Source organism: Yersinia pekkanenii, assembly GCF_001152565.1.
GTDB lineage: Bacteria > Pseudomonadota > Gammaproteobacteria > Enterobacterales > Enterobacteriaceae > Yersinia > Yersinia pekkanenii.
Genome location: NZ_CQAZ01000003.1, coordinates 1 through 20281, shown reverse-complemented (window position 1 = coordinate 20281; position 20281 = coordinate 1). Strand labels below are relative to the sequence as shown.

Here is a 20281-nt window from a genome sequence, read left to right as displayed (position 1 = left end):
GTGAGCATATAGATTCACCACATAGAGTTAACGATTTATTTAAAAAATCGTTAACTCTCAATTTAGTTATAACTTTGTTACAGGAGACTTACAGTGTCTGAACTGTCTCAACTTTCACCTCAGCCGTTGTGGGATATTTTCGCAAAAATCTGCTCGATCCCACATCCGTCTTACCATGAAGAAGCGCTGGCACAGCATATTATGACCTGGGCCAAGGAAAAGGGCCTGCACGCCGAGCGTGATCAGGTCGGTAATATCTTGCTGCGTAAGCTTGCGACCAAAGGGATGGAGAACCGTAAACCTGTTGCGCTACAAGCTCACCTGGATATGGTGCCACAGAAGAACAATGATACGGTACATGACTTTACCAAAGATCCTATCCAGCCTTATATCGATGGCGAATGGGTTAAAGCCCGTGGCACAACATTAGGTGCAGATAATGGCATTGGCATGGCCTCCGCACTGGCCATATTGTCTGATGACAGCGTTGAACATGGCCCACTGGAAGTGTTACTGACCATGACCGAAGAAGCAGGCATGGACGGTGCATTCGGCCTGCAACCTAACTGGTTGGAAGCCGAAATTTTAATCAACACCGACTCCGAGCAAGAAGGTGAAATCTATATGGGTTGCGCCGGTGGTATTGATTTTATCACTACCCTGGCATTGAAGCGCGAAGCCATTCCTGCCGGTTACCAAACTCTGAAGCTGACGTTAAAAGGCCTGAAAGGTGGCCACTCTGGTGCTGATATCCACTTAGGTTTAGGTAATGCCAATAAACTGCTGGCCCGCTTCCTGTTTGAACATGCAAAAGATGTAGACCTGCGGGTATTGGATCTACATGGCGGAACATTACGTAACGCAATACCACGTGAAGGCTCAGTGACGTTGGCGATTGCCGCAGATAAAGTCGAACAACTGAAAAACCTGAGTCAAGATTATCTGGCGACGTTGCAAAACGAACTGGCCGCAGTCGAAAAAAATCTGGCGCTAGTACTCGAACCAGTAACGACCGATGCAAAAGCCCTGACTAAAGAGACCCAGCAGCGTTTGGTGGCATTATTAAATGCGACGCCAAACGGGGTGATTCGCATGAGTGATGCCGTTAAAGGCGTGGTTGAAACCTCACTGAATCTGGGTGTGGTGACCATGAATGAGCATGAAGCAGAAATCATCTGCCTGATTCGTTCCCTGATCGACAGCGGCAAATATTACGTGGTGAGCATGCTGACAGCAATTGGTCAGTTGGCTGGTGCTGAAACCGCGCCAAAAGGCGGCTACCCTGGCTGGCAGCCCGATCCGAGTTCACCGGTGATGGCGTTGGTACGAGAAACCTACCAAAAGCTCTTCAATAAGACGCCGAATATCATGGTTATTCATGCCGGTCTGGAGTGTGGTTTGTTCAAAAAACCTTACCCGGAAATGGATATGGTATCGATTGGGCCAACCATGACCGGCCCGCATTCGCCGGATGAACAAGTTCATATCGAGAGTGTTGGCCAATATTGGCTATTGCTGACTGCATTGCTGAAAGCGATTCCTGAACGCGCATAAGTAGATTTAGCTCATTTTTAGACGATAACGGCGGCGCTTAAAGCCCGCCGTTTTTTATTGCTCGCACTATTCCCAGCTAAGCAGCAATTGCCGCTCAAGTTGTGGGTCCAGTAAGGTGACATGCAGCCCCACCAAGCGCACCCACGCCCCGCCCGCCGTTGATTCCACGCTGTCCGTGCCACTTGCAGCAGATCCGCTTTATTTAGCTCAGGCCAAACATGCTCCTGCGTGGTTTGCTGAAAATCATGAAATTTCAACTTAACCCCTTGCCGGGCAATATGCAGATCTGGCCTCACCTTACGTAAACGGGTTTCCAACTCAATATATAACTGCTCAATTAATGACTCGCAGCTCTCCCAATCATGAATATCCTCAGCCAATGTTGTCTCGACGCCAACCGATTTACGCAAACGATCTGGTGATATCGCACGCTCATCCATGCCGTGGCTACGCTCCCACAGTACATGACCAAATTTACCAAAACGCTTTAATAAATCAGCCTGCGGATAGTTTTGTACATCGCTACACGTTATTAGCCCTAGCTCCTGTAAGCGTTTAGCCGTTACTTTCCCGACACCCGGAATTTTACTCAGCGGCAAATCGTGCAAGAAGGGCAATACCTGATCAGGCGTTATGACATACTGACCATTGGGTTTATGTAGATCAGACGCTATCTTGGCCAAAAATTTTATCGGGGCAATTCCGGCTGAAGCTGTCAGAGTTAGCTCATCAGTAATCGACTGACGAATTTCCTGTGCGATCAACGTGGCCGAGCCACTGCACGCCGGGCAATCAGACACATCCAGATAAGCTTCATCCAACGATAGCGGTTCAATTAATGGAGTGTAGCGGGCAAAAATTTCACGGATATGTAATGAGGCTTCTTTATATGCCGCCATTCGTCCGGGGATAACTTTAAGCTGTGGACAAAGTTTAAGCGCCATTGCGGTTGGCATAGCGCTACGGACACCATAACGCCTGGCGGGGTAATTAGCCGTACTGATCACACCACGCCGATCGTGGCTACCACCAACTGCAATGGGAATATCGCGCAAACTGGTATCATCGCGCATTTCGACTGCCGCAAAGAAGCAATCCATATCGACATGAATAATCTTTCGCATCTTAATATCCCTCTGGCCAAACTACTGTATAAGAATACAGTTAAACAGGGGGAATTCAAGATTATCTTAACCCATAGCTAGCCTCATACCGCTACGCCGGATTCAGCGCGGTATCATATTGTCCGTCACCTTTTCAAAACCGTAGTTATCTTTACTGGCCCGTGTCAAGGTAATAAAAGGGGCGATATTCAACCCGGCATCACGGAGCAGCCGTTTGGTGATACCTTTATCCACGCTGGCCGCCGATCCCGCCACACCGGAGCCGACAAAAGGAATATTAGCCATGCGCAGCAGACCTTGCAGGAAACCATCCTCCCCTAACGTACCCTGTACCATCGGGAAAATAACATCTAACTGAGTCAATGCAGCGGCATTTACAATTCTTGTATGCCTAACTGATTTTTTTAAGATTCTAACAGAATTTTCTTACTACTATGGTTGCCCTGGTATCCCTAGTATTTGTATGTGAATTTAATGCTGGCTCATTTCCATCAACATTTATTTGTATAAAATCGTAATGCAAGAAGAGTCGTAATTATCCTAATCAAAACACTAACTAAAAACACCAATAACAGAATTGAATTCTGTTATTGGTGTTTTTAAACACGCTGTCATTTATTTTTCATAAAATAATCATTAAATTCGATAAGGTCAGAAAATGTTAGTTATATGATTAACACTCACCTCACAAAATTCATTATAAAATAATGAATGGAAACTATATATCATGCGAAATTATATAATGGCTACCTTACTAATTTCTACTACTTTTGTCGTTAATGCTCAATCAGTCACACTCCCGGCACCACAAATTATCGCCCACCGTGCAGGTACCGCTGACGCACCGGAAAATACCTTACCGGCCATAGATAAAGCGCTGTCTAATGGCGCGGATGCTATATGGATTACCTTACAGTTATCTAAAGATGATATTCCGGTATTGTATCGCCCTTCAGACCTCAAAGAGTTGACGGATAAATCTGGTACAATTTCCAGTTATACCGCCCAACAACTCGCTAAAGTTGACGCCAGTGTTGCTTTTAATAAAAAACATAATATTCAGGATAAATCAGACTCGCATATTGGGATCCCTACTCTTGACGAAGTACTGCGAAAATATCCCGACACCACATTTTATTTGGATATTAAGTCACCCGATGCCAATCCTGCAACATTCGCCAACGCCCTGAAAAAAACGCTTTCAACATCCGCTAAAGATGAGAAAAGCCGCTTTGCACGCACCCGAGTTTACTCTACCGATGATAACTATTTAAACGCGCTCGATAAGGTTAATGAAAGTAGTGATGTATCACATCAGATCCAACGTTTTGAAAGTCGCAACGTTACCCGAACTCAATTAGCTAATATCACCATGGATCACAAATGCGAATTACCCGCAGACAGTAAGGAACGCTGGTATGGTTTAGAGCTACATCGCAAAGTACAAGTTGTGGAAAAATATACTCTAGGTGAAGGGCGTTCTGATTCGGTGTTAAGTTGGGACAAGGAAGCGATGGATTGTTTTAGAAAAAACAGAAATTCACATATTATTTTCTTCGGTATAAATACCCCTGAAGCTTATGAGGATGCATTAAAACTACAGGCAAATGGCGTTATGGTAGACTCGCCAGCGCTGTTTAAACAGATTACAAACAATAAGAAACCAACTAAAACCATCAATTAATAATATGTTATATAACTTGAACAGGTGAAATATAATCTAAGGTAAAACCCCGCCCAACGATAAATTGGACGGGGTTTTCTGCTTGTATCGCGACACTAAGTTATACAAGCCGTCTTTATAGATTCGATCAGCCAATAATATAGCTTATAGAATACGGTATTGAGCCAATTTTTTCTGACGTGCAGCCTCGTTAGCCAACCTTTTCTTACGCGAATCACAGGGTTCTGGACAATCGCATACCTTTTCCATCCCCAACGCGCCAATACCTCCACAACTGCCCTGTAAGGTTTTACGTTTTACGATATAACCTAGCGACATCCCTACGATAACCAAGAGAAAAAAGACAAAGGACGCGATAAAAACAGTCAACATATCCTCTCCTATAAAGACCTTTTTTGCAGATAAGGTTTGAACGAGTCTGAATAGCGTTCTTCAAAACCCTTATCGGTTTTAACTATCATAAATACCGGAATACCCAGTAAATTAGCTAAAGCCATCCCCCGTTCGGGTCCAAGGACATCTAGCCCAGTAGACAATCCATCGGCTGTCATACAGCTCGGATCTAACACCGTGATTGATACTAACCGATGGTTAATTGGCCGACCCGTTTCGGGATCAATAGTGTGTGAATAACGCACACCATTTTGCTCAAAGTAATTACGATAATCGCCAGAGGTAGCTATTGCCATGCGTCCAGGTTCGATAATCTCTTGAGCACTTTGTGCTGAGCCGACTGCTGGCTTTTCAATCGCGATACGCCAGGGTTTATTTTCCCCATTGTTGCCACGAGTCCGAACTTCTCCTCCAATATCAATCATATAATGGGTGATATTCTGAGATTCCAGATATTCGGCAACCACATCTACGCCATAACCCTTGGCAATAGAAGAAAGATCGACATACAACTCAGGGATACGTTTAACTAAGGCACCATTCTCTACGGCCAAATTATCAATACCGACCCATGCTTGACGTTTGGCAATTTCAGCATCAGTAGGAACCACATCAGAGCGCCCTTCAGGACCAAAACCCCATAAGTTAACCAAAGGCCCGACAGTCACATCCAGCGCACCATCAGTCAGGCGGTTAATACGGATAGCTTCACGTACCACTTTAGCCGTCGCGGCTGAAACTAGGAATGGGGTGTTTACTTCCCGGCTTTTATTGAAACGGCTCAGTTCAGAGTCTGGACGATAAGTCGACATCTGGTCATTAACCTGTTCCAACTCACGGTCTATTTCCTGCTTTAGCTTCTCTGGGCTGGGTACTGATGAATCGCTCACATACTTGATTGAATATGAGGTTCCCATCGTCTTGCCTTCGAGATTGATCTGTTCAGGACCACACCCCGCCAGCAACAAAATGCCCACCACGACCATAAGCCAGTGTGTTATCTGTTTTTGCACAATATCCTCAATTACAATAAAAAGCCGAGTAGTGGCAAATCAGCCGCCGAAATCATCAAGCATAATATTATCGTCTTCCACACCGAGATCTTTTAGCATCTTGATCACTGCCGCATTCATCATTGGCGGCCCACACATATAGAATTCACAATCTTCCGGTGCCGGATGATTCTTAAGGTAATTCTCTAATAATACGTTATGGATAAAGCCAGTATAGCCTGTCCAGTTATCTTCCGGTTGCGGATCGGATAACGCAACATGCCAGCGGAAATTATCATTTTCGGCCTGTAATTGATCAAAATCTTCTTCATAGAACATTTCACGCCGTGAACGAGCGCCATACCAGAAGCTGATTTTACGTTTAGAATGGAGGCGTTTAAGCTGATCAAAGATATGTGAGCGCATCGGGGCCATACCTGCACCACCACCAATAAAGACCATTTCTGCATCGGTATCTTTGGCAAAAAATTCACCAAATGGCCCGGAGATAACCACTTTATCCCCCGGTTTCAGTGACCAGATATACGAAGACATTATTCCCGGTGGCGCATCCGGCACCGAAGGCGGCGGCGTAGCAATACGCACATTAAGCATAATAATACCGCGCTCTTCCGGATAGTTTGCCATGGAGTAAGCACGTACTGTTGGCTCCGTCACCACTGACTCGAATCGGAATAAATTGAATTTATCCCAGTCACCGCGATATTCTGCGGGCACATCAAAATCAGCGTATTTAACTGTATGGGGTTGGGCCTCTATTTGGATAAAGCCACCAGCACGGAATGGCACCACTTCACCATCAGGAATTTTCAGTTTCAATTCTTTGATAAATGTGGCTTTGTTGTCATTCGAGATGACTTCACATTCCCACTGTTTCACACCAAAGATTTCTTCCGGCAATTCAATTTTCAGATTTTGCTTCACGCTAACCTGACAAGCCAGTCGACAACCTTCTTTGGCCTCGCGCTTCGAGATATGGGAAAGCTCCGTTGGCAGGATATCCCCGCCACCGTCTTTAATCGTCACACGGCACTGCCCACAAGAACCGCCACCGCCACAAGCTGAAGAAACAAAGATGCCATGACTGGAAAGCATGTTGAGCAGCTTATCCCCCGCCGGAGCGGTAAAGCTTTTATCCGCATCATCATTTATATCAACGGTAATATCACCGGTATTTACCAACTTTGATTTGGCAAATAAAATCATCACCGTTAATGCCAGTACGATGAGGGTGAACATCACTACGCCCAGAATTATTTCCATGAATTATTCCTGCCTTTATAGGTTCACACCGGAGAAAGACATAAACCCTAATGCCATCAATCCGGTCGTGATAAAGGTGATCCCTAACCCCTGTAAGCCCGCAGGCACATTGGCATATTTCATTTTTTCGCGGATACCCGCTAACGCCACAATCGCCAGCATCCAACCAATACCAGAACCAAAGCCATAAACGATGGATTCGGGGAAGTTATAGTCACGCTGCGCCATAAATGACACCCCGCCGAAAATGGCGCAGTTCACGGTGATCAGTGGCAGGAAAATACCCAGCGCGTTGTACAGTGCCGGGAAATAACGATCGAGGATCATCTCCAGCACTTGCACAATGGCGGCGATAACACCAATAAAGGTGATGAAGTTCAGGAAACTAAGGTCGACCCCTTCCACCAATGCGCCATCACGTAACACCAGGTTATAAACCAAATTGTTGGCAGGTACTGATATGCCCAATACCACCGTTACCGCAATGCCAAGGCCAAAAGCGGTCGACACTTTCTTGGATACCGCCAGAAAAGTACACATCCCCAGAAAGAACGCTAACGCCATATTCTCCACAAACACTGCGCGGACAAACAGACTGATGTAATGTTCCATCGTCAATTACTCCTTCTCAATCTGCGCAGGTTTCAGGGTTCGTAGGCCCCAAATCAGCAAACCAATAATAAAGAATGCACTAGGTGCCAACAGGAACAATCCATTCGGCTGATACCAACCACCGTTCTGAACCGTTTCCAATACTGTTACACCGAATAATTTGCCAGAGCCAATCAGTTCACGGACAAAGCCCACCAGCACCAACACTACGCCATAGCCCAATCCATTACCGATCCCGTCCATAAAGCTTTCAATCGGTGGCGACTTCATTGCATAAGCTTCGGCACGCCCCATAACAATACAGTTAGTGATAATCAGGCCAACAAATACTGAGAGCTGTTTGGATATCTCATAGGCATAGGCCCGTAGGATCTGATCCACCACAATCACCAGCGAGGCGATAATCACCATCTGAACAATGATGCGCACACTGTTTGGAATATGATTGCGGATCAGTGAGATAAAGAAACTGGAGAAAGCAGTTACGACGGTAACGGCCAGTGTCATGACTAATGCGGTTTCCAGTTTGGTTGTCACTGCCAGCGCCGAACAGACCCCCAGGATCTGTAACGCTATCGGGTTGTTATCAAATAACGGCCCGAATAAAACTCGCTTAATCTCTTTGGTATCAGCCATTTTTTAACGCTCCTTCGCGTACTTTTTTCAGGAACGGGCCAAAGCCGTTTTCACCAAGCCAGAAATCAAAGCTGTTTTGCACCCCGTTGGAGGTCAGCGTTGCCCCTGACAAGCCATCAATCGCATGGGGATCGTTAGCAGGCGCGCGCCCCTTAACGATGCGAATAGCCGGTTGCCCTTGCTCGTCAAATAGCCGCTTACCAATCCATTGGTTACGCCAGATAGGGTTCTCAACTTCACCGCCCAACCCCGGTGTCTCGCCCTGATCGTAATAAGTGATGCCACGAACTGTTTTTCCGTCGATGTCGATAGCCACAAAGGCATACATCATTGACCACAAACCAGAGCCGTAAATCGGTAACACGATTTTGTTAATCTGCCCACGTTCACCACGTACCAGATAAATTTCAACCACGTTAGCCCGACGGCGGATACCGGCGATATCTTGTGCTGGTGTCAGTGCGTTACTCATTTGGTTATCGCGCAGCGCCTGAGTACGGTCAAATGTTGCCGGATCTTGTTGGATAAACTCACCGCTTTGCAAATCCAACAATCGCGGTTCAATCCGCTCTACAAACTCTCGCTGAACCTCTTCTGCTGGCATTCTGGGTTGCAGTAAACCGGCCACCGCCAGAATATTGCGTTGTTTATCCAACAGGCGTTGTTCCTGCTGTCTGGCTTTTAAACCTACAGCCGCGCCAGCCACCACCACGGAACACACCAAACACAGCACTATTACCACCAACAGTGTTTTGCCGATACTGTCATTATTTCTTGGTTTATCACTCGCCACGGGCTTTCCTCCGCTTGATGTTGGCCTGAACAACCACATAGTCGAACAGTGGTGCAAACAGGTTGGCGAACAGGATCGCCAGCATCATTCCTTCCGGATAAGCCGGATTAGCCACGCGGATTAACACACACATCGCGCCAATCAAGCCGCCATACCACCACTTCCCTTTATTGGTAAAGGAAGCTGATACGGGATCGGTCGCCATAAAGATCATACCGAAAGCAAAACCGCCGAGGACCAAATGCCAGTACCATGGCATAGCAAACAATGGGTTGCTCGTGGAACCTATCCAGTTAAACAGATAAGCAGTGGCGATCATCCCTATCATCACGCCAGCAACAATTCGCCAGGATGCGACGCGCCCGAAGAGAATGATGGCACCACCAATCAAGATCATCAGTGTGGAAACTTCACCAATAGAACCGGGAATATTGCCGAGGAAAGCATCCATCCAGGTAATAGGTTGGCCGCTAATTGTATTGACCAAACTGTGGCTACCGTTAACACTCCATTGCGACAATGGGGTAGCACCAGAGAAACCATCGGCAGCAGTCCAGACCAAATCACCCGAGATCTGAGCCGGGTAAGCAAAGAACAAGAAAGCACGCCCCGCCAGTGCCGGGTTGAGGAAATTACGCCCGGTGCCACCAAAGATCTCTTTACCAATTACCACGCCGAATGAGATCCCGAGCGCCGCCTGCCATAGTGGCAATGTCGGTGGAACTATCAGTGAAAATAGAATTGAGGTGACAAAGAAGCCTTCGTTGATTTCATGCTTGCGAACAATGGAAAACACCACTTCCCAACAGCCGCCGACGACAAACACAACCGCGTAGATAGGCAGGAAATAGGCCGCCCCCAGTACCATCTTGCTTACCCAACCTGCATCTGAGGCCAATGATGCCCCCAGCATTTGGGCCAGCCGGTAATGCCAGTCACTGGCAATAACCTGTTGCAGTTCCGCACCACTGTAAAGCTGATTCAGGGCCGGAATCGCCTGTAGCCCGACGTTGTACATCCCCCAGAACATGGCTGGGAATACTGCCAGCCACACTAAAATCATCATCCGCTTTAAATCAATAGCATCGCGAACATGGGAAGCACCGGGCGTTACTTTGCCTTGCGTATAGAAAATGGTGGCAGCCGCTTCATACAGCGGATAGTACTTCTCTAATTTGCCACCGGCTTCAAAATGATGCTCTATTTTCTCAAGAAAACTTTTCAGGCCCATCAGTTATCCTTCCTGCTCAATCTTGGTCAGTATGTCGCGCAGTGCCGGGCCGTATTCGTACTTACCGGGACAGACAAATGTACACAATGCCAAATCTTCTTCATCCAGTTCCAGGCAACCCAGTGCTTGCGCACTGTCGGTATCACCGGACAACAAATCACGCAGCAGATGAGTTGCCAGAATATCCAGTGGCATCACCCGCTCATAGTTACCAATGGGCACCATGGCGCGTTCCCCACCATGCATATCGGTGGAGAAAGCGAACAATTTATGTTTGAAGAAATGGCCCAGCGTGGTGCGAGTAATCGAGTATTTATCACGCCCTGGCATCATCCAACCGAACAGTTCTTTTTCTCGCCCTTCACGGATAACCGACACTTGCTGATGGAAACGCCCCAAATACCCATGCGTTGCACTGAAAGCCGTGCCGCTGAGAACTGAGCCGGAAATAATGCGGTTGTCACCCGCGTTCAATCGGCCGGCGGTCAATTCAGATAAACTGGCACCAAGACGAGTACGCAGTAACACCGGCTGATTAACTTGTGGGCCTGCTACAGCAACGATACGGCCAGTACACAACTCGCCACGGGTAAATAATTTACCGATAGCAATCACATCCTGATAACCCACATGCCAAACCATTTTGCGCAGGCTGACCGGTTCAAGGAAATGAATGTGCGTACCAACCAGTCCTGCCGGATGCGGACCGGAGAACTCATTGTAAGTCACCTGTGTGTTCAGATGGTTGGCAACCACCAGCCCCGGAGCATGGCAAACATGCACCTTGCCTTCAGTTAAACGCGTGAGAACGGTTAGCCCGTGCTTAAAAGCCTCTGGCTCAGTGGCAATAATGACCTGTGGATCAGCCGCCAGCGGTTGGGTATCCATTGCACTGACAAAAATAGCACGCGGGCGACTGCCAGGAACGGGGGTTTTACTAAAAGGGCGGGTGCGCAATGCCGTCCATAAGCCAGAAGCCAGCAAATGATTTTCTACTTGCTCATAACTCAGTTGATTGAGCGAAGCTTCAGCAAAATGCGCGAAAGGAATTTGCTCATCCCCTTCAATATCAATAACAACAGACTGTAGCACCCGGCGTTCGCCACGATTGATGGCGCTCACTTTGCCACTGGCTGGCGCGGTAAACATCACACCCGGATTTTTTTTATCTTCAAACAGCGCCTGACCTTTTTTAACCCAATCGCCTTCTTGCACCAACATTGAGGGACGCATGCCCACATACTCTTCACCGAGCAGAGCCACATGATGAATAACAGGACCATCATCTATCACCTGCGCAGGTACTCCGGCAATGGGGAGGTCGAGTCCTTTCTTTATTTTAATCATAGGTTTGAACGACTTTATCAGTTATATCAAATGCTGTACTTAGCCCAGAACGTACAGCCACGTAAAAAGAAGATACTTTCATGGTTCAATTAAACGACAGCGTAATACTCAGCCAATTAGCTAAACGTGAACACCGACTGAAAGACTCTCTGGAATTAATGCTGAGCCCATATTGAACGCTCTTACCCTACTTTCGGATAAAAATAGCTGAAATAGCCGTAACATAAGCAGGCCATCAGCAGTGAACAATTCTAGCATTTCCATCTGGCAGTGTCCGGCAAATGCAGTGACTTGAGTCAAGCAAACACAAATAATTTACCGCTAATTTGTCTGTGTACTCGGTAAAATCGTATCGTTAATTCACCTTTACCGACTTTGTGTTTATTTTATACAAACATATATTGCTAAAAATTTTCCTACTGATAACCTGCGCCTATAAATTGAAAAATGCAGTGGCATAATTTACATAATATAAGTAGGAATAATAAATGGGCAAAATCGCGCCGTTGTTTGCGATGCTTACCTTTGCGATGATAATGGGTTTACCGGTGGTCTCCTTCACCAGTTCAGCCAGTGAGCCAGTGGCGGTATCCAAAGAGCTAAAACAGCAATTACTCGGGTCATCGGTCTATATTCAGATTTTCAAAGAAGAACGGACGCTGGAATTATATGCCAGGCTACAAGGCGAGTATCGTTTGGTACAAAGTTACCGCATCTGTGAATTTTCAGGTGGTCTTGGTCCGAAACGTCGTGAAGGGGATTTTAAAAGCCCGGAAGGTTTTTACACTATTGATGTGCGTCATTTAAAACCCGACAGTAAGTTTTATCGGGCAATCAATATTGGCTTCCCAAATGATTATGATAAGTCGCAAGGTTATTCAGGCAAATATCTGATGATCCATGGCGCTTGCAAATCAATCGGCTGTTATGCAATGACTGACGCCTATATGGACGAGATATTTAACTACGTGCAAACAGCATTTATCCTTGGTCAGGAAAAAGTGGATATCAATATTTACCCTTTCCGCATGACCGAACAAAATATGCAACGCCATCGTAACTCTGCGGATTATAACTTCTGGCGTCAATTGCAGCCGGGCTACGCATATTTTGCCAAAAACCGCATGCCGCCATCGGTTTCTGTGGTTAACGGGCAGTATGTGCTTAGCCGCCCGCCAACCTCCAGTGCACCAGAATCACAGTATGCCCTGATCAAATCAGATACTCTGACCAAAGCCAATACGCTCACCAAAACGGAATAATGCAAATTCACCTGGTGCAATTTTGTGCCAGGTTTCATTCCCGGTCAGTGGCTGAGTGGCGATCACGGTGACGACATCTTGGGGTGTAGTCTGACGCTGAAAATCGATTTCGACATCGTGATCCAGCAAGGTAGCTTTGCCGAAAGGTGCACGGCGGGTTATCCAATATAAATGGGTCGAACAGAACGCCATCACAAAACGCCCATCCGAGAGCAGCATATTAAATACCCCTTTGGCGCGCAATTGCTCACATAAGGTGCCGATATAGCGGAATACCGCAGGCCAGTGACTGGGGGTGCGAGGGTAGCGTTTTGCCAGTTGATTAAGTAGCCAGCAGAATGCATATTCGCTGTCGGTCTGACCGATAGGCCGAAAAGTGCCGGTATCTAATTGACGATAACCCTTGAGTTGACCGTTATGGGCATAAGTCCAATTGCGCCCCCACATTTCGCGGGTAAATGGGTGAGTATTTTCTAACGCGACTTCACCCCGATTGGCTTGACGGATATGAGAAACCACCGCGCAGGATTTTATCGGATAATCTTGTACTAATCGGGCAATGGGGGAATTAAAGCTAGGTTGAGGATCTTTAAACGTGCGGCAGCCGTTACCTTCGTAGAAAGTAATGCCCCAGCCATCTTTATGTGGGCCGGTCCCCCCACCTCGTTGCACCAGGCCGGTAAAGCTAAAGCAAATATCCGTGGGGACATTTGCGCTCATCCCGAGCAATTCGCACATAATCAACCTCCCCGTTCCCACACCGCGAAACTGATAAACCCTTATTTTTTGCTGTTGCTGCGGTATTATCCGCCTGCTCGCCATTGGCAACTCAAGGTGATCAACAAGATCAATGATACCGTTGATCACCCCTGCAAATCAGGCTGTTACCATCTCTTTTTCAATCAATTGAATCAAAATATGGATTACTTTGATATGAATTTCCTGAATACGATCGGCATAACCAAAATGAGGAACCCGGATTTCAATATCCGCAGAACCGGCCATCTTGCCGCCGTCTTTACCTGTCAGGGTAATGACTTTCATACCTTTGGCACGGGCAGCTTCAATGGCTTTAATGATATTACCTGAATTACCTGAAGTGGAAATGCCGAGTAACACATCCCCTTCGCGGCCGACAGCTTCAACATAGCGAGAGAAAACATAGTCATAACCAAAGTCATTACTGACACAAGAGAGATGGCTGACATCAGAAATCGCAATCGCCGGATAACCAGGGCGGTTTTCGCGGTAGCGGCCGGTCAACTCTTCGGCAAAATGCATGGCATCACAATGGGAGCCGCCATTACCGCATGACAATACTTTACCGCCAGCCTTAAAAGAATCGGCCAGTAATACAGCTGCACGCTGAATGGCATCGATATTGACATCATCTTTCAGAAAGTTTGCCAGCGTGTCTGCTGCTTCGTTCAGTTCACTGCGGATTAAATCCTGGTACATGGGAGCCTCTTTATAGTCCTATGGCATCAATATTCGTCCGTCGCCAGTGTACCGGATAGCATAAACAGCGAGAAGCACTGTAATGAATTAGATATAAGGCTTTTAACTATTAATGCGGGCAGTTTGTGAGATAAGTTGTAAATAACATGTAATGGTATTGATAAAAATAATGAGATGTACTAAAACAAATGTATCACTCAACAGGTCAGACCTCCTACATCTCAGGAGCTTTATTATGATGGTTCTTAGCATTGTTGCCTTGCTGGTTCTTATTGGGGTGTTGTTCTATCACCAACTGAACCTATATCTTAGTAGTTTGATTCTTGTGGTTTATACCGCCGCCATGGGTGCATCGCAGTTATGGTCATACTGGGTATTATTGCCGCTGGTGATTGTTTTGCTGCCTCTGCTGTTGACCCCACTGCGTCAGTCACTGTTTTCTGCACCGGCATTACGCATGTTCCGTAAAGTCATGCCAGCCATGTCACGTACCGAAAAAGAAGCGATTGATGCAGGGACGACCTGGTGGGAAGGCGATTTGTTCCAGGGCCAACCTGACTGGAAGAAACTGCATAACTACCCAAAACCGCAGTTAACCGCAGAAGAGCAAGCTTTTATCGATGGGCCGGTAGAAGAAGCTTGTCGTATGGCTAATGACTTCCAGATTACCCATGAATTGGCAGATTTGCCGCCAGAGTTGTGGGCGTATCTGAAAGAAAATCGCTTCTTTGCGATGATCATTAAGAAAGAGTACGGCGGCCTTGATTTCTCAGCCTATGCTCAGGCCCGAGTGTTACAAAAATTGTCGGGGGTGTCTGGCATATTGGCCATCACCGTCGGGGTGCCTAATTCCCTCGGCCCCGGTGAATTGCTGCAACACTACGGTACCGAAGAGCAAAAAAATCATTATCTGCCGGGTTTGGCGCGTGGTGACGAAATCCCGTGTTTCGCCCTGACCAGCCCGGAAGCCGGTTCAGATGCCGGTGCTATCCCGGATATCGGCATAGTTTGTTTGGGTGAATGGCAAGGCGAACAGGTCCTGGGCATGCGTCTGACCTGGAATAAACGCTACATCACCCTCGCCCCCATCGCCACCGTGCTCGGGCTGGCATTCAAACTGTCTGACCCTGAGCATCTGTTGGGTGAAACCGTTGATTTAGGTATTACCTGTGCGTTGATCCCAACCAACACCGCTGGGGTAGAGATCGGCCACCGCCACTTCCCACTCAACGTGCCATTCCAAAACGGCCCGACTCGCGGTAATGATATCTTTGTTCCTATTGATTACATTATTGGTGGGCCAAAAATGGCCGGTCAAGGGTGGCGGATGCTGGTGGAATGTTTGTCAGTTGGCCGTGGTATTACCCTGCCTTCCAATGCCACCGGTAGCTTGAAAAGTGTGGCCATGGGTATTGGTGCTTATGCTTATATCCGCCGTCAGTTCAAAGTTTCAATTGGCAAAATGGAAGGAATTGAAGAACCGTTGGCACGCATTGCTGGTAACACTTATGTAATGGATGCCGCCGCAACCTTAATTACCAGCGGCATTATGCTGGGCGAGAAGCCAGCCGTGTTATCCGCTATCGTTAAATATCACTGTACCCATCGCGGTCAACGCGCGGTAATGGATGCCATGGATATCGCTGGCGGTAAAGGTATCTGCCTTGGCCCGGCCAACTTTATCGCCCGTGGTTATCAGGGTGCTCCTATTGGTATCACCGTGGAGGGCGCGAACATTCTGACCCGTAGCATGATTATCTTCGGTCAGGGCGCTATCCGTTGCCATCCATTTGTGTTGGATGAAATGGCCGCCGCGCAATCCAACAATGTTGCTGCTTTCGATAAAGCCCTGTTTGGCCACTTGGGCCATGTGGGCAGCAACAAGATCCGCAGTTTCTGGCTGGGGCTAACTCATGGGCGCACCAGCGCCACACCGGTGAAAGACAGCACCCGACGTTATTACCAGCATCTAAACCGCCTGAGCGCCAATCTGGCATTGTTATCTGATGTCTCTATGGGGGTGCTGGGGGGGAGTCTGAAACGTCGCGAACGTATTTCTGCCCGGCTGGGGGATATTCTCAGCCAAATGTATCTGGCGTCTGCGACACTGAAACGCTATGAAGATGAAGGTCGCCAGAAAGAAGATTTGCCACTGGTACATTGGGGCGTACAGGATGCCCTGAATCAAGCGGAACAGGCACTGGATGATTTACTGCGTAACTTCCCGAATGGCTTTATAGCGGGGTTAATGCGCTTGGTGGTATTGCCGTTTGGCCGCGTACATCAGGCTCCATCAGACCGTCTGGACCACCAGCTAGCGCAACTACTGCAAGTGCCATCAGCCACTCGCAGCCGTCTGGGTCGTGGTCAATATCTGACCCCGAGTGAATTTAACCCCGTTGGTTTGCTGGAAGCGGCATTGCAGGATGTGATTGCAGCAGAGCCCATTCATAAACGCTTGAGTAAAGAAGCCGGTAAGAGCCTGCCATTTACTCGCCTGGATAGGCTGGCAAAACAGGCACTGGCTGAAGGGAAAATCAATGCCGAAGAGGCCGCTATCCTAATCAAAGCAGAGGATAGCCGCCTGCGCTCAATTAATGTCGATGAATTTGACGCGGATGCATTGGCTGCCAAGCCAGCGGTAAAGCAACCCGCCAAACAACGGCATACTGAAGCCGCATAATGAATGCGTCTTATTGATGTTAGTGCCTACTCCAGCCTCCGGTTAAGCGGAGGCTTTTTTTATCGTCCGATGCCCGTTAACCGGCACGACAATCATCAAGTAAGCCACGGACAATCAAGCCGAATTGCTCAGGTTTACCGGTAAATAACACGTTATCGGGCTGGATAGCTAATAGCTGCTGCCGCAAGCTATTGCGCCAATCGGCGTCGCTAATCAGACGCACCGTCACCGCAATGTACTCTTCTACATTATGGGCGATCAGTTCTTCCGTCAGCCCCAACCGGCGAAACAGTCCTTCATCAATATGCTCATGTACCTCTGGCCCGCTCAGGCAAACACCCGGCAGCCCCTGACGCACAGTATCGACGATGCCATTAGTATTGCCGAAAGGAAACGGATTAATAAACAAGTCACACTGATTAATCACCTGTAAATAATCCTTATACCCCAAATGCTCATAGATTTTGGCTTGAGGAACAATATCACTAACCGCTTTTTCCATTACCCGATGGGTGATACCCCAACAGAATCCCACCAGAAAATGAAATACCACTGGTATAGACGTTTGCTGGGCAATTTCTGCACAAGTGGCTAAAAAACGAGGGTTAATTTTCATTGCGGAGGCACAAACGGCAATATGCACTGCTGGCCGTTCATCAAACTGCTGTATTGGCTCTGGTTGATTGATATTTGCTGGCGGAACATACGGCAAACAATCTTTAGGTAATGAAACTACGTTTTCAGAGAAACAATCGAGTTCACCCAAATAATCCTCTTCTACTAACACCGCATCAATATAGTCGGAATGGGTCGTCGCCGGATGGCCCAAAGCCATCACCTGCAAGGGTGCCAGGCGTAAATTGGTCAGTGCTATGGTGAGCGGGAACATCCCGACACTGGGGAAATAGATCACATCAGGGCGCAGTTGCTGTGCTAAAGCCACAATGGTCTCAACCGCCCCCGCCCGTTGGACCTCGGTAAAATCATCAAAAACCTCGCGGGTTATGGCATCTGTTGCCTCAACAATAGTGACACCATGAGTAGAGAACTGCTGGCGGGCTGCCCGTAAGGTACTGGAATGGGTGCGATATATAGAATGCCCGCTGTTAAACCATTCTAAGATAACTAACATTAAAGGTTTAGTACGTGATGGCGGAGGCAAGTGGCTATCGGAGAGCCCCTTGTGCAGCAGTGTGTTACGCAAATGAAAATTGATACTGCGTTTTATGGCGTGCTTTTGGGCCATATCAGCATAACTGCAATGCATATAAACATCGTGCAAGATACGTTCTGGCAAGTGTTCAAGACTCTCCAGAGTGAGCAGTTTCTCCGGTAACCACTCTAATAACAGCTCACGTTTTGCATGACCCGCTGCGCTGGGTAAAATGCGCGGCGACAATAATGCCAAAAATAAGGCTGCCGCCGCATGCGGATTAAATTGCCACAATGTATCGGGCTGAAGCGGAATTCCCGATTCAGGTAAATACATCAGGCAAAATTTCAGGAAGTTATTGCGCTCAAACCGCAAAGGGTGCACACATCCCTCCCCCGCTTGGTTAAGATTGGTAATGACATGATCCGCATGGCCAAAAGGTGATGCGGCAAATATCAATGCAATCCAGCGGTGGAAATTAATCAGTTGCAAAAAGCCCTTATCTGAAACCACAAAACCAGGATCAGAGAACAGATTACCAATGGCCGCAGCCAGACGATTACAATAGTGCTCCTGCTGCGATAGCGACGATTTGTTAAGGGAAAAAACATCCCAGCGGCCATAGTGGGTATCCAATTGTTCCAGCATCAATACCAGCGCCCGCCCTGCCTCCTCATAACGCCGTACACAAACTAAAAATTCGAAATAAGGTAATGAAAAGGCTGTCGACTTCTCTACCACTTGTGTTAATTCAACCGTTTTGTCCACCATTATCACTCCTCCTTGTCACTTCGGCACCACGACTTATCTAACGAATTGAGTTAATTAAAAACTCCGTTATTCCCGACCTGATGCCTTAGGCAGAGGTTTCCATTTACCTAAAATATACTTGTCACAAAGATCCTGTTTGGTGGTGAGTTCATCTGGAGTTTGTCTGGTTAAATCCTCTGGAATACAAACCGCGATACCAATATTTGCGGCGATATCATGCTCAGACTCGGTCACAATGGCTGGAGGTAACTGCTGCTCTTCGAGGGAAGTGAGAGTCTGGCTTCGAGTCATAAGTAACGAGCCAGGTTTAACTGCCTCCCGATGATCCGTTATCGGCTCTGAGATGGTTCTCCCTCTGGATTTATCGCCAAAAGTATTTTTATCAACCGGCTTGCCATTGATCGTCACATTGTTACCAATGCTTTCCGGCAAGCTTATAAACACTGGTGGCTTATCTGAGCCGGTATTCCCGCCAATCGCAATTTCATTTATCGCAGCAAAATCATCGACGTAAACACCGTGATTATTGCCCGAATTGCCGTTTATCACGCCACCACTGACCGAGCCATTGATATGTACGCCATGACCATCACCCGCAGCATTACCATTAATGGTGGTATTACCTTTATTCGTTGTCGGACCCGTGATCTCCACACCATGCCCGTCGATGGCATTACCGTTTATGGTGGTGTTATCCAGCGTGTTATTGCCCTCCAGTTGCACGCCGGTGCCATCCTCACCGCTGGCATTGCCGCTCACCGCCAGCGGATCATCCGGCCCGCCGCCAGTGAGCGTGGTATTGGGGCTCACATCCACCCCAGTGCCGTTAGTGGTATCACCGTGCACCGCACTGCCATTGTTGCCGGTGAGGTTAGCGGCGATTTCCACCCCTTTACCGTCCGGGCTGGTGCCATTGAGGGTCGCGTTATCCAGTTGGGTATCGTCATCGACTTTGATACCTGAACCGGTGTCTGAGGTGCCGTTAACTACTCCCCCACTGATGGCCCCGTTGAGTTCCACCCCGTTGCCATCAGTGGCTTTGCCGTCGACAGTACTATTGCCGTTATTCACCAGCGGGCCGGTGATATCCACACCGGTGCCATTGGTGGCATTACCGGCCAGCGTGGTGTTATCCAGCGTATTGTTGCCCTCCAGTTGCACACCGGTGCCATCCTCACCGCTGGCATTGCCGCTCACCGCCAGCGGATCATCCGCTCCACCACCGGTCAGTGCGACATTCGGCGCCACATCAATAGCCGTGCCATTGGCGGTATCACCCTGCACCGCACTGCCATTGTTGCCGG

At 47.8% G+C, this 20281-nt stretch carries 15 protein-coding genes and 3 pseudogenes; 4 read left to right on the top strand and 14 right to left on the bottom strand.

The window, feature by feature from the left end; genetic code table 11:
- Window positions 1-93: 93 nt before the first annotated feature.
- Window positions 94-1554 (top strand): beta-Ala-His dipeptidase, encoded by a 1461-nt coding sequence (gene pepD, locus AEP37_RS01965; protein ID WP_049609049.1) that lies wholly within the window; start codon window positions 94-96, stop codon window positions 1552-1554.
- Between the two features lie 66 nt (window positions 1555-1620).
- On the opposite strand, the pseudogene dinB reads toward pepD, so the two are convergent.
- Window positions 1621-2678: pseudogene (gene dinB, locus AEP37_RS01960) on the bottom strand (DNA polymerase IV).
- A gap of 123 nt (window positions 2679-2801) precedes the next feature.
- A pseudogene (locus tag AEP37_RS01955) lies at window positions 2802-3053 on the bottom strand (D-alanine--D-alanine ligase A); the annotation flags it as partial.
- A gap of 352 nt (window positions 3054-3405) precedes the next feature.
- Between AEP37_RS01955 and AEP37_RS01950 the strand changes: the two are divergent.
- On the top strand, window positions 3406-4362 hold the full coding sequence (locus AEP37_RS01950; protein ID WP_049609044.1) for a glycerophosphodiester phosphodiesterase family protein: 957 nt from the start codon (window positions 3406-3408) through the stop codon (window positions 4360-4362).
- Between the two features lie 144 nt (window positions 4363-4506).
- On the opposite strand, the gene nqrM is transcribed toward AEP37_RS01950, so the two are convergent.
- The 8 genes from nqrM to AEP37_RS01910 are packed head-to-tail and all read right to left on the bottom strand — an operon-like array spanning window position 4507 to window position 11650.
- The gene (gene nqrM / locus AEP37_RS01945) at window positions 4507-4734 is read right to left on the bottom strand and encodes a (Na+)-NQR maturation NqrM (RefSeq protein WP_049609041.1); all 228 of its coding nucleotides are present in this window, start codon (window positions 4732-4734) and stop codon (window positions 4507-4509) included.
- An 8-nt stretch (window positions 4735-4742) separates the two neighbouring features.
- The gene (locus tag AEP37_RS01940) at window positions 4743-5768 is read right to left on the bottom strand and encodes an FAD:protein FMN transferase (protein ID WP_082170652.1); all 1026 of its coding nucleotides are present in this window, start codon (window positions 5766-5768) and stop codon (window positions 4743-4745) included.
- Between the two features lie 39 nt (window positions 5769-5807).
- Window positions 5808-7031 (bottom strand): NADH:ubiquinone reductase (Na(+)-transporting) subunit F, encoded by a 1224-nt coding sequence (gene nqrF, locus AEP37_RS01935; protein ID WP_049609036.1) that lies wholly within the window; start codon window positions 7029-7031, stop codon window positions 5808-5810.
- A gap of 15 nt (window positions 7032-7046) precedes the next feature.
- Window positions 7047-7643 carry an NADH:ubiquinone reductase (Na(+)-transporting) subunit E gene (nqrE, locus tag AEP37_RS01930; RefSeq protein WP_004392325.1) on the bottom strand — a complete coding sequence of 199 codons (597 nt, stop codon included), beginning with the start codon at window positions 7641-7643 and terminating at the stop codon, window positions 7047-7049.
- Between the two features lie 6 nt (window positions 7644-7649).
- On the bottom strand, window positions 7650-8279 hold the full coding sequence (locus tag AEP37_RS01925) for an NADH:ubiquinone reductase (Na(+)-transporting) subunit D (protein ID WP_049609032.1): 630 nt from the start codon (window positions 8277-8279) through the stop codon (window positions 7650-7652).
- Window positions 8272-9072, bottom strand: coding sequence for a Na(+)-translocating NADH-quinone reductase subunit C (locus tag AEP37_RS01920; protein WP_049609029.1), 801 nt, complete (start codon window positions 9070-9072; stop codon window positions 8272-8274). Before AEP37_RS01920 ends, AEP37_RS01925 begins: the two co-directional genes overlap by 8 nt.
- Window positions 9062-10303: an NADH:ubiquinone reductase (Na(+)-transporting) subunit B gene (locus AEP37_RS01915; RefSeq protein ID WP_049609026.1), complete on the bottom strand. Its 1242-nt coding sequence runs from the start codon at window positions 10301-10303 to the stop codon at window positions 9062-9064. Before AEP37_RS01915 ends, AEP37_RS01920 begins: the two co-directional genes overlap by 11 nt.
- A gap of 3 nt (window positions 10304-10306) precedes the next feature.
- Window positions 10307-11650, bottom strand: a complete 1344-nt coding sequence (locus AEP37_RS01910) for a Na(+)-translocating NADH-quinone reductase subunit A (protein WP_049609023.1) — start codon at window positions 11648-11650, stop codon at window positions 10307-10309.
- 488 nt (window positions 11651-12138) lie between these two features.
- Here AEP37_RS01910 and dpaA point away from each other — a divergent pair, with 488 nt between their 5' ends.
- Window positions 12139-12912 carry a peptidoglycan meso-diaminopimelic acid protein amidase gene (gene dpaA / locus AEP37_RS01905; protein WP_049609021.1) on the top strand — a complete coding sequence of 258 codons (774 nt, stop codon included), beginning with the start codon at window positions 12139-12141 and terminating at the stop codon, window positions 12910-12912.
- On the opposite strand, the gene AEP37_RS01900 is transcribed toward dpaA, so the two are convergent.
- The gene (locus AEP37_RS01900; protein WP_049609018.1) at window positions 12868-13650 is read right to left on the bottom strand and encodes a class II glutamine amidotransferase; all 783 of its coding nucleotides are present in this window, start codon (window positions 13648-13650) and stop codon (window positions 12868-12870) included. The two genes, dpaA and AEP37_RS01900, sit on opposite strands and share 45 nt — an antisense overlap.
- A 138-nt stretch (window positions 13651-13788) precedes the next feature.
- A complete protein-coding gene (lpcA, locus tag AEP37_RS01895; RefSeq protein WP_049609015.1) occupies window positions 13789-14370 on the bottom strand; it encodes a D-sedoheptulose 7-phosphate isomerase in 582 nt (193 codons plus the stop codon).
- A gap of 235 nt (window positions 14371-14605) precedes the next feature.
- On the opposite strand from lpcA, the gene fadE reads away from it, so the two are divergent.
- Entirely contained in the window at window positions 14606-17053 is a 2448-nt protein-coding gene (gene fadE, locus AEP37_RS01890) for an acyl-CoA dehydrogenase FadE (protein ID WP_049609012.1), read from the top strand.
- A gap of 76 nt (window positions 17054-17129) precedes the next feature.
- On the opposite strand, the gene AEP37_RS01885 is transcribed toward fadE, so the two are convergent.
- A complete protein-coding gene (locus AEP37_RS01885) occupies window positions 17130-18977 on the bottom strand; it encodes a hypothetical protein (protein WP_049609008.1) in 1848 nt (615 codons plus the stop codon).
- A 66-nt stretch (window positions 18978-19043) separates the two neighbouring features.
- A pseudogene (locus AEP37_RS26455) lies at window positions 19044-20281 on the bottom strand (adhesin); the annotation flags it as partial.